The following is a 9,128-nucleotide window of genomic DNA, read 5'->3' on the forward strand; positions in this document are numbered from 1 at the left end:
CAGCCAACGTGCGTCAACCGCGTCAGCCGTGCACGGTGCGGCTGTCGGCGGGCACGGCCGCCCGGTCGTCCAAGCCGTAATCCCTCACCACGTGCGCCACCCGCAGGCGGTAGTCCTGGAACACGCCCGCCCGTCCTTCGCGCTGCGCGTCCCGGTGGGCCTCCAGGCGCCGCCACTCGGCCACGGCCGCCTCGTCGCGCCAGTACGACAGGGACAGCAGCTTGCTGGGAGTGCCGAGGCTCTGGAACCGCTCGATGGAGATGAACCCGTCGATGTCCGCCAGCAGGGGCCGAAGCTCCGCGGCGAGGTCCAGGTATCGCTGCCGGTGCTCCTCGTGTGCCCAGACTTCGAAGATGACAGCGATCATCACGGTCCTCCCAGGACGCGGGTGTTGGTGGAAGCACGCCAGGTGACGGGGCCCGCCAGCGGCGTCAGGTCCAGGCCGCTCGCGAGCACCCGTGCCGCCGCCGCCGAGGCCATCGCCGTCGCCACCAGCGGCCCGGGACAGGCATGCGCGCCCAGGCCGAAGGTGAAGGTCTGCCGGCCCGCACGGCGTGGCAGGAAGGCGTCGGGCTGGGGATTCACCAGGGGATCCCGGTTCGCGGCGGCGAGCACGACGACCACGGTCGCTCCTGCTTCCAACTCGACGCCCGCGACCGTCGCGGCCGAGTGGGTGAAGCGCCGCGTGTTCTGGACCGGGGCATCGTGCCGGGCCGCTTCCTGGACCACGTCATCGAGCGAGCACTCGCCCCGTGAGACCTGTTCCCGCAGCGAGGGCTCACGAGCGAAGGCCCGCAGCGTCGCTCCAAGGAGCCCGGCCGTCGCTTCATAGGCCTGGGTGAGCAGGCCCACGGCGTTGGGGACGCGCAGGTCCTCTGGACCAGGGCCTGCCATGAGCCCGGCCGTGAACGCAGTCCGCGCGCTTGACTGGAAGCAGTCCGCCACGCGCGCGTGCAGCCTCGCCGCGCCTTCGCTGCGCACAGGTGGGCCGGCGACCGAGCGGACATAGGCCTCCACGTCCTGCACGCTCGCTTCCAGGGTGTCTTCCGGGAAGCCCAGCAGAGACCCCAGCACGAGCACGGGAAGTTGGAGCGCTGCGTCTGGCAGCCGGGACAGCGACGGCTTCGCGAACAGCCGGGCCGCCTGGCGATGACTCTCCAACTGCACCTCCCGCAGCGCCTCCGTCAGCGTGCGCGACAGGGTCTCCTTCACGGTAGGGAAGGGGCCGCCGTCGTTCATCCGCACCAGCCGTCCAAACAGCGCCCCGGCGGCGGTGCCCACCAGGTGCGGAGGCACCGGCTCCGCGCGGGGCCGGACGCGGCAATGCTCGCTGGAAAGCACGGCGCGAACGGTGGCCGCATCCGCCGCGATCCAGGGGCCGAAGCCAGGGAGGCGGTGCAGTCCGCCCCGGGCGCGAAGCTGCGCGTAGTACGGGTACGGGTCGGGGTGGGTGACGGCCTGGTACGGGTCGGTGGGCGGTGTCATCGGTCCTCGTGGCTGGGCACTCTGCCGCCAGAACTGGCGAGGTGTGCTAGGAAATGGTTCGCCATGGAGCGAACGATGAATGCAGGACCGGACCTCACGATGTTGGCTGGAGCCGTGGGGGACGCCACGCGGATCCGGATGCTGGAGCTCCTCATGGAGGGGCGGGCGCTCGTCGCCAAGGAACTCGCGTTCGGCACGGGCGTCAGTCCCGCGACGGCGACCGCGCACCTCCAGCGTCTGGAGCAGGCGCGGCTGATTCGCGCCACCCGGCAGGGGCGCAACAAGGTGTTCCGGCTCGCGACGCCCACCGTGGCGCGGATGGTGGAAGCGCTGATGACCGTGGCGGTCCGGGGCCCCCGAGCGTCAGCGGCCCCCGAGCCTCTGCGGGCCGCGCGCTATTGCTACGACCATCTGGCGGGCCGGTTGGGCATGGGCATCACCGACGCGCTCCTCCGGTCTGGCCACCTCTCCCTGCGCCGACGCGCGTTCGTGCTGACCCCCAGCGGCGAGGCGTGGTGCCAGGACTTCGGCATCGACCTGTCGTCCGTGCGCGAACAGCGGCGCCACTTCGCCCACCGGTGTCTGGACTGGAGCGAGCGGCGCGATCACCTCGCGGGAGCACTGGGCGCGGCGCTCGCCGCCCGGGTGTTCTCGCTGGGGTGGGTGGAACGTCAGCCCGATTCCCGAGGCCTCATCGTCACTCCCGGAGGCCAGCGGGGGCTCAAGCGTCACTTCGGCGTGCTGTAGGCGGCGGCGTTCGCGTCGGCGCGCTCGCGTGTGCGTTGGATGGCGACGGAGACTGCCTCGCCCACGACGCGGGGGAGTCCTTCGGCTTCCATCGCCAGCAACCCCGCTTCGGTGATGCCGCCCGGGGTGGCGATCTCCGCGATGAGGCGAGGAGTCGCGGCATCAGGTTCGGCCAGCAGTTTCGCCGCGCCAATGAGCGTGCCCTTGGCGAGCGCCGCCGCCTCCGCTGCGTCCATTCCATGCGCCACCGCGGCCTGGGCCAGGGCCTCGACGAATCGAAAGACATACGCGGGCCCCGTGCAGGACACGCCCGTGCACACGGTCAGGGCTTCTTCGGACATCCACAGCGGCTGGCCCGTCGCGGCGAAGACAGACTCCGCTGCGCGCTTCGCTGCCTCCATCACCCGGGTTCCAGCGGTCAGCGGCGTCACACCCGCGCCCACGCGCACGGGTGTGTGGGGCATGGCGCGAATGACTGAAACAAAGGAAGGCAGTGCCGCCTCCAACTGGGCAAGCCGGACATCCGCGGAGAGCGACACCACGGTCTGCCCGGGCGCCAGGGCCGGCGAGATGACGGCCATCAGGTCCCGCAGCTGAGCCTGCCGCACCGCCAGCAGGACCACTCCCGCGCCCCGCACCGCCTGCGCGTTGTCCATGAGGACGTGCACGCCGTGCCGGGAGCGCAGCGCCTCTCCGCGTTCAGACCGGCGAACGGTGACGCGAACGTCCGAAGGACGCACGAGGCCGGAGCGCAGCAGTCCCTGGATCAGGGCTTCGGCAATCTTGCCGCCACCCAGCAGGGCGACAGGGGAGGGAACGGGAGGGAGCGCCATCCCTGAATCCTACCCCCAGGAAGCCACCATCCGTTGCCCAAGCCAGGTGGAGCACAACGGGGCTCAAGCGGTGCCACGTTCCGAGGATGCAAATCCCAAACGCGACCGACAGTCGGACAGGCTTTCATCAAAGCGATTGGATTGAGCGCGCGAAGCGGTGGGAGTGATGGGGTGCCTATCGAAGGGCCCAAGTAGGGCCACGGGCAGCGCCGCCCACCGGGTGGGATGGATCAGAACCTGTCCGACGAACAAACAGGTTTCGCCGAATCGAGCGGACACCAGGGCCCGGGTCATGCGCAGAGGCGCCCGCACCGGTGTGGTTCCCTCAAAACCTGTCCGACAGTCGGACAGGTTTTTTTCGTCCGGCTCCGGAGGGGGACTCACGCGTCCATGTCAGACCCCTGTGGTTGGATGGCGATGCTGGGACGAGGAAGGGGAATGGGGATGGGGCACGGCGGGCTCGTGGCGTACGTGGAAGCACAGATTGAGCGCGACATCGCGCTGGGACGGATTCACCCGAGCGGGCAGTTCGGCTCGGAAGCGAAGCTGGCGCGGCACTATGACGTCTGCCGGGGCACCATCCGTGAGGCGCTGCGGAGGCTGGCGGCGCGGGGCGTGGTGGTGCAGCGGCCTGGACGCAAGACGCGCGCGGTGCCGTTGGATGAGTCGCTGACGCTGGAGAACCTGGGCCTGGCGCTGCATGACATGCACTCGCCTGACGCCCGGTGGCTCCTGGAGGGCTACTTCAGCCTCCGGCGGCAGGTGCTGGTGGAGCTCCTGTCCGACTGCTGCGCACGGGCCTCCAAGCGGGACCTGGACCAACTGGGGAGCATCTGCTTCGGACTTTGGGACGCGGCGCGCTGGGAGTCGGGAGCCTACTGCGCCCAGGTGGAATTCGAGTTGCTGCGGCTGGCGGCCCGGGTAGCGGACCGGCCCGGGCACGTGCTCCTCGTGCAGTCCCTGCAGCGGGCCTTCATGGTCGGCGCGGCCCAGTTGCTGCCCCTCCTGGGAGGTGAGCCGCTGCGCCAGTGGGTGAACTGCGCGAAGGATGCCCTGCATGACCGCGACACGCGGGCCATTCAACATGAACTGCCGGCGCTGATGAAGGCACACGATGACCTTGTGCTGGACGCCTTCGCTCCTGTCCTCCAGAAGCATGCTCCCCCCGAGCGTCACCTCAACGCTCCTGCGTCAGTCCCCTCGAAGGATGAAGCTCTGGACGCACGTCCTTGCCTTGATGACCGTGGCCTTGGGGAGCTGGAGCCGGTTGCCTTGCCAGAGGATGCAGGGGATGCGCGGCGGGATGTTCCCGTGCGGGATGATGCGGAGGAGAGGTGCCCTGGTGTGGCTTCTCCCCAGGAGGAGGTGCTCGCTTCTGGACCGCCTCCGCCGGTGGGGGACGCGTGTCAGAGCTTCACCCCCACAGTGGTGCGCACTTGCGTGTCCAGTGGTGGCACCGTCGCGGGCGGTGCGCTGTCGTAGGTGAGGTTGAAGCCAATGCCTACCGTGACCCGGGGATTGGGCGTCACCGCGAACAGCGTCTCGTTGAGCACTCGCAGGTCGGAGGGACGGGTGACTCTTGGCTGGAGGTAGACCGTCTCCACGAGGTTGATGTTCTCCATCAGCTTCACCCGGCCCAGCAGATAGCTGGAGACGCGTGGATCCGTGTAGCGGTCTCCCGCGTCCGGTTCTCCGTCCTTGCGCAGCCGCTCGTGCTCCACCATCAGCGCCACACCGAAAGTGAGCCCCGTGCTCTCTTCGTTGAACAGGACGAAACGGGGACCCGCTCCCAGCAGGGCCCGGAGCTGGAGCCGGCGGAACTCGTTGTATTCGTGCTGGGCGAAGACCTCCCCCGACACCCGGTCGGTGAACCGGCGCCGGTAGCGCACGTGCTCCATCACCTGGCTGACGATGCGCTCGCCCGTCGCGAATGAATATTCGCCCCGGATGACGCCCAGCCAGACGTTCCGCTCGGAGCGCAGCTGGCCCACCAGCGAGCCCCGGATGGAGAACAGCTGCGTGCTGCCCGTGCGCCAGTCGCCGCCCAGCTCGATGGCCGCGGCCGGCCCCAGCTCCGCCTTCTCGTCGAAGAGCGCCTGCACGTTGACGATCTGTGCCGCCGCGCCGCTCGCGTGGAGCAACACCACCAGCACCACCCACCCACCGGACTTCAGGAGACCCATGCGCATGCTGTGCCTGCTCGGGCGCTCTCGTTCAACCCCGTTCTGTGCCTCGCCGGCACGTGGGTCCACCGCTTGACGGCGGCGGTGGAGCGGAGCATGCCTGCGCCGTTCCACTGGCCCTTGCCCCGTCCGGAGTCCGCCCATGCAGGTCCACATCATCGATGCCTTCACCCGCACCGCCGGTGCCGGGAACCGCGCGGGCGTGGTGCTCGACGCCTCGGCGCTGGATGTCCCCACCATGCAGCGGACCGCCGCGGCCGTCAGCGCGTCGGAGACCGCGTTCCTCCTGTCCCGGCCCGGCGATTCCACCGTGCGCCTGCGCTACTTCACGCCCGTGGATGAGATTCCCTTCTGCGGCCATGCCACCGTGGCCAGCTTCCACCTGCTCGCGGAGAAGGGGCTCCTGCGCAGCCCGGGGACGTACACGCTGGAGTGCCCCGGCGGCACCTTCGAGATCGAACTGGAGCCCCAGGGCTCGCGGGGCAGCCGGGTGTGGATTGCCACGCCGCCTCCGCCCTCGCAGCCGAGCCCCGTGGCGCTGGAGGCGCTGATGGCCACGCTGGGCGGGACGGCGTCCCAGGTGGACCCGTCACTGCCGGTGATCCGCCAGGGGCACCGGCTGGTGGTGCCGTTGCGGCGGCTCGCGGACCTGGAGGCGCTGACGCCTCGGGGCGCGGCGATGAACGCGCTGCTGATGCCGCACGGCCTGCGCGGCGTCTACCTCTTCACCCGCGAGGCGAAGGAGGAGGGGAGCGCGGCCCAGGCCCGCTACTTCGTCCCGGGGTTCGGCATCCTGGAGGACCCCGTGACGGGCTCCGCCGCCGGCCCTCTGGCGGCCTACCTCGCCGAGCACGGGAGCCTCCGCCTGCCGGAGCAGGGCGGCACCGTGTCCAGCCGCATCGAGCAGGGAGACACGCTCGGCAAGCCGGGCCGCATCGACATCCAGGTCACCGGCCGGCCCGGCCACGTCGAGCGCGCCCGCGTGGGTGGCGTGGCCCTCACCGTGATGGAGGCCACGCTGCTCGCGTAGCGGGGCTCAAGCCCATGTCGGACGCCCCGGACCCTTGTGGGCTCTCCCGAGCACTCCCAGGTTTGGGGTTGGGATAATTCCATCCCCGCTTGAGTCACCGGTGCGGTCCGGCGGCCGGGCGCCAGCCGGGCTCCATCGGGGGAGGACGTCATGGCAACCGACAACAGGAACCCGGGGGCGCAGGGAGAGCCCTCCGCCTCGCCCGCGGCGAAGAACGCCCAGGCCGGCATGCAGGGCACCGCCTCGCAGCAGGAGCCCCGGACCGGCTCCACGGGCATCAGCCGCCGCGAGTCCACCACGCCAGCCGTGCCCATGAGCCCATTCGGGCTGCTGCGCCGGATGATGGAGGACATGGATCAGCTCTTCACCGGCTTCGGTGGCCGGGGCTTCACTCCTGGGAGTGCCGGGCTGGCCGAAGGGCTCTGGTCCCCGCAGGTGGACGTGCTGGAGCGGAACGGAAACCTCATCGTGAAGGCCGACCTGCCAGGGATGCGGCAGGAGGACATCCACGTGGAGCTGCTGAAGGACCTGCTCGTGATTGAGGGCGAGCGCTCGTTCGAGGTGGAGCAGGAAGAGGAGGCCGAAGGCATCTGGAGCCTGGAGCGCAGCAGCGGTGTCTTCCGCCGCGTCATCCCGATTCCGGAGGGCATCGACACGGAGTCCGTCCACGCGAACTTCGAGAACGGCGTGCTGGAGATCTCCCTCAAGCTTCCGGAAGCGGAAGTGCAGGGCAAACGCATCGAGGTGAAGGGCGGCTCGCGCGATCAGGCCCGGAAGCTGACGCGCGGCAAGCCCATCCACTGAAGGGACCCGCGAAGTCAGTGCGTGTGCCGGTGGCCCTCGTCCGCCACGATGGCCGCCGCCACCTTCTCCGCCGAGTCGCGCAGCTCCGACTCGGGCGGCGAGTGCCAGGACTCGAAGGCGAACAGCTTCCGCATCAACTTCCCGGCCGGATAGCCCGGCCGCAGTTCAATCGCGTCGAACATCCACGCCAGCGCCTCGTGCGCGAACGTGTACCAGGCCTCCTCGCAGCCCGTGGCGTCCGCGGTGAGGTTCATCGTGGTGACGATGCCGTCCGCCAGCGCGAGCATCCGGATGTCCTGGTCCTCGGGGGCCCGGGGCAGGTCCCGCTTCAGCGCCTGGAAGTGGACGTCCAGCTTGAACAGCCATTCGCGCGAACGCTCCAGCGCGTCGATCATCAGCTGGATGTTGTATTCCACGCTCATGTCCGGCGTGGGCTTCTGACGGAAGAAGCGGTGACACCAGCAGTAGCCACCGAAGCTCTCATTGCCCAGATACAGCCCCGTCTCCGTGTACCAGGGCCCCAGGTTCTGACCGAGCATCCGCTGGATGTGTTTCGCCATCGTGTCGTGCTGCTCGTCCGTGAGCTTGCGCGTCCCCGGCGGCACGCGCGGCGTCAGGTATTCACGCAGCATCCGGATGAGCTTCTCCGGGTCATACGCATCCAGGCTGTCGCGGATGAGCCGCCAGTGCCCCAGGGGCGACCGGCTCATACCGCCCCCGCCGCCACCCGCGCCGCCGCGTCCCGGAGGACTTCTGGAGGCGGCGCGATCCAGGACTCGAAGACGAAGGCGGTCTCCAGCTGCTCCAGCGTGGCCTCCGACAAGGGCAGTCCCATCGCCTCGATGCACCACGTCATGGCGTCCTGCGCGACCTGGTACCAGGTCTCTTCACAGGACGTCGTCTCCGCCGTCAGATCCACGGTCCGCACCAGCCCTTCCGCGAGCGCCTCTGCCCGGAGAGCCTTGTCGTCGCCCGCCAGCTCGAGCTGACGGCGCGCGGCCTGGAACACGCCGTCCAGCGCGTACAGAAACGAACGGATCCGCTCCAGCGCGTCCAGCATGAACTGGATGTTCTCATCCACGTCATGGGTGCGGTGCGGCGGGTTCTGGTTGAAGAACGAGTGACACCAGCAATAGCCCCCCAGCACTTCGTTGCCCAGGGGCAGGCCGCTCTCCAGGTACCAGGGGCCCAGCTCGGCCTTGAGCAGGTCCACCACGACGTTCTGCGCCTGCTTGAGCCGGGCGGGATGGATGTGGCCGGACCGCAGCGGGGCCAGGGCCTCCCGCAGGCTGGCCGCCAGGGATTGCGGCGCGTAGGCATCCAGGCTGTCGCGGATGCGGCGCCACGTGAAAGCCGAAGCGTTGTCACTCATTCGGACACCTCGTTGCGGCACGGGGCGTCCGGCCCCGCGATGCTCCGGGCCAGCAGCCTTGCCAGCCGCGTGTAGTTCACGGCGTCTCCCGGACGCTTGGGCCACAGCACCACGGGCGCCAGCGGCGGCGTGGGCAGCCGGCCCCGGCGCAGCATGTACTCCAGCCACAGCCGCGCCGCGCGGGCGTTGCCGTCCGGGAAGGGGTGGAAGAAACACAGGTCCAGATACAACCGCGTGGCATGCGCCACCGGGTGGCGGTCTTCGCGCGCGTCCGCCTCCACCTTTTCGCGGAAGGCCGCCTCCAGGCCGGGCGCGTGCGCGTAGCGGTGCGCGCCTCCCCACGCGAACGCGTCCCCGGTGCGAAAGCCCGTGGGGGCACCCAGCAGCTCCTCCTGGACCTCCACCATCCTGACGAAGGTCAGCGGCTCGCCCGCGTCCGCGAGGTGGCGCACCCGGGCCAGGGCCTGTTCGAAGCGCTCGGTCCGCTCGGGCCCCTGGGATTCATGGGCCGGTGCGTCATGACGGTGCAGGAAGTCCTCCTGCGCGCCCGTCTCCCGGAAGGGCTGACGCGCCGCGGCCTCCAGGTCCAGCCGGAGCGTGGGCAGCGCCCAGTCCAGGGCGCGCGTGGCCTCCCGGTGGGGGGTGAGCTGCTCGGTGGAGGACGGGGAGTTCAC

11 protein-coding genes are annotated in these 9,128 nt (G+C 70.0%); 4 read left to right on the forward strand and 7 right to left on the reverse strand.

Annotation, left to right across the window (positions count from 1 at the left end; translation table 11 throughout):
• Window positions 1-22 precede the first annotated feature (22 nt).
• Both D7X55_RS29715 and D7X55_RS29720 read right to left on the reverse strand, forming a co-directional pair.
• Window positions 23-367 (reverse strand): antibiotic biosynthesis monooxygenase, encoded by a 345-nt coding sequence (locus D7X55_RS29715; RefSeq protein WP_120553155.1) that lies wholly within the window; start codon window positions 365-367, stop codon window positions 23-25.
• Entirely contained in the window at window positions 367-1,485 is a 1,119-nt protein-coding gene (locus tag D7X55_RS29720; RefSeq protein ID WP_121724831.1) for a cytochrome P450, read from the reverse strand. The genes D7X55_RS29715 and D7X55_RS29720 overlap by 1 nt, the downstream gene beginning before the upstream one ends.
• Window positions 1,486-1,560: 75 nt before the next feature.
• Here D7X55_RS29720 and D7X55_RS29725 point away from each other — a divergent pair, with 75 nt between their 5' ends.
• A complete protein-coding gene (locus tag D7X55_RS29725) occupies window positions 1,561-2,232 on the forward strand; it encodes a helix-turn-helix transcriptional regulator (RefSeq protein WP_233610150.1) in 672 nt (223 codons plus the stop codon).
• On the opposite strand, the gene proC is transcribed toward D7X55_RS29725, so the two are convergent.
• Complete coding sequence (proC, locus tag D7X55_RS29730; RefSeq protein ID WP_121724832.1) at window positions 2,214-3,065, reverse strand: pyrroline-5-carboxylate reductase; 852 nt, start codon at window positions 3,063-3,065, stop codon at window positions 2,214-2,216. The two genes, D7X55_RS29725 and proC, sit on opposite strands and share 19 nt — an antisense overlap.
• Before the next feature lie 438 nt (window positions 3,066-3,503).
• On the opposite strand from proC, the gene D7X55_RS29735 reads away from it, so the two are divergent.
• On the forward strand, window positions 3,504-4,547 hold the full coding sequence (locus tag D7X55_RS29735; RefSeq protein ID WP_233610151.1) for a FadR/GntR family transcriptional regulator: 1,044 nt from the start codon (window positions 3,504-3,506) through the stop codon (window positions 4,545-4,547).
• On the opposite strand, the gene D7X55_RS29740 is transcribed toward D7X55_RS29735, so the two are convergent.
• Window positions 4,472-5,254, reverse strand: coding sequence for a YdiY family protein (locus D7X55_RS29740; RefSeq protein ID WP_233610152.1), 783 nt, complete (start codon window positions 5,252-5,254; stop codon window positions 4,472-4,474). The two genes, D7X55_RS29735 and D7X55_RS29740, sit on opposite strands and share 76 nt — an antisense overlap.
• A gap of 136 nt (window positions 5,255-5,390) precedes the next feature.
• On the opposite strand from D7X55_RS29740, the gene D7X55_RS29745 reads away from it, so the two are divergent.
• Complete coding sequence (locus tag D7X55_RS29745) at window positions 5,391-6,278, forward strand: PhzF family phenazine biosynthesis protein (protein WP_120546654.1); 888 nt, start codon at window positions 5,391-5,393, stop codon at window positions 6,276-6,278.
• 150 nt (window positions 6,279-6,428) lie between these two features.
• Window positions 6,429-7,082, forward strand: a complete 654-nt coding sequence (locus D7X55_RS29750) for an Hsp20/alpha crystallin family protein (RefSeq protein WP_121724833.1) — start codon at window positions 6,429-6,431, stop codon at window positions 7,080-7,082.
• 14 nt (window positions 7,083-7,096) lie between these two features.
• On the opposite strand, the gene D7X55_RS29755 is transcribed toward D7X55_RS29750, so the two are convergent.
• The 3 genes from D7X55_RS29755 to D7X55_RS29765 all read right to left on the reverse strand — a co-directional run.
• Window positions 7,097-7,792: a hypothetical protein gene (locus tag D7X55_RS29755; protein ID WP_121724834.1), complete on the reverse strand. Its 696-nt coding sequence runs from the start codon at window positions 7,790-7,792 to the stop codon at window positions 7,097-7,099.
• Window positions 7,789-8,454 (reverse strand): hypothetical protein, encoded by a 666-nt coding sequence (locus tag D7X55_RS29760; RefSeq protein ID WP_121724835.1) that lies wholly within the window; start codon window positions 8,452-8,454, stop codon window positions 7,789-7,791. The genes D7X55_RS29755 and D7X55_RS29760 overlap by 4 nt, the downstream gene beginning before the upstream one ends.
• On the reverse strand, window positions 8,451-9,128 hold a 678-nt coding region (locus tag D7X55_RS29765; RefSeq protein WP_147470260.1), incomplete at its 5' end, for a Fic family protein. The genes D7X55_RS29760 and D7X55_RS29765, both read right to left, overlap by 4 nt.

The sequence above is a fragment of the Corallococcus sp. AB049A genome (genome assembly GCF_003668885.1).
GTDB classification, from domain to species: Bacteria; Myxococcota; Myxococcia; order Myxococcales; family Myxococcaceae; genus Corallococcus; species Corallococcus interemptor.

What these genes read in the sequence shown, in the direction of transcription:
- D7X55_RS29755 (WP_121724834.1), bottom strand. Translation starts at nt 7,792, where the DNA reads ATGAGCCGGTCGCCCCTGGGGCACTGGCGGCTCATCCGCGACAGCCTG.
- D7X55_RS29760 (WP_121724835.1), bottom strand. Translation starts at nt 8,454, where the DNA reads ATGAGTGACAACGCTTCGGCTTTCACGTGGCGCCGCATCCGCGACAGC.
- D7X55_RS29745 (WP_120546654.1), top strand. Translation starts at nt 5,391, where the DNA reads ATGCAGGTCCACATCATCGATGCCTTCACCCGCACCGCCGGTGCCGGG.
- D7X55_RS29750 (WP_121724833.1), top strand. Translation starts at nt 6,429, where the DNA reads ATGGCAACCGACAACAGGAACCCGGGGGCGCAGGGAGAGCCCTCCGCC.
- D7X55_RS29740 (WP_233610152.1), bottom strand. Translation starts at nt 5,254, where the DNA reads ATGCGCATGGGTCTCCTGAAGTCCGGTGGGTGGGTGGTGCTGGTGGTG.
- D7X55_RS29735 (WP_233610151.1), top strand. Translation starts at nt 3,504, where the DNA reads ATGGGGATGGGGCACGGCGGGCTCGTGGCGTACGTGGAAGCACAGATT.
- D7X55_RS29725 (WP_233610150.1), top strand. Translation starts at nt 1,561, where the DNA reads ATGAATGCAGGACCGGACCTCACGATGTTGGCTGGAGCCGTGGGGGAC.
- proC (WP_121724832.1), bottom strand. Translation starts at nt 3,065, where the DNA reads ATGGCGCTCCCTCCCGTTCCCTCCCCTGTCGCCCTGCTGGGTGGCGGC.
- D7X55_RS29720 (WP_121724831.1), bottom strand. Translation starts at nt 1,485, where the DNA reads ATGACACCGCCCACCGACCCGTACCAGGCCGTCACCCACCCCGACCCG.
- D7X55_RS29715 (WP_120553155.1), bottom strand. Translation starts at nt 367, where the DNA reads ATGATCGCTGTCATCTTCGAAGTCTGGGCACACGAGGAGCACCGGCAG.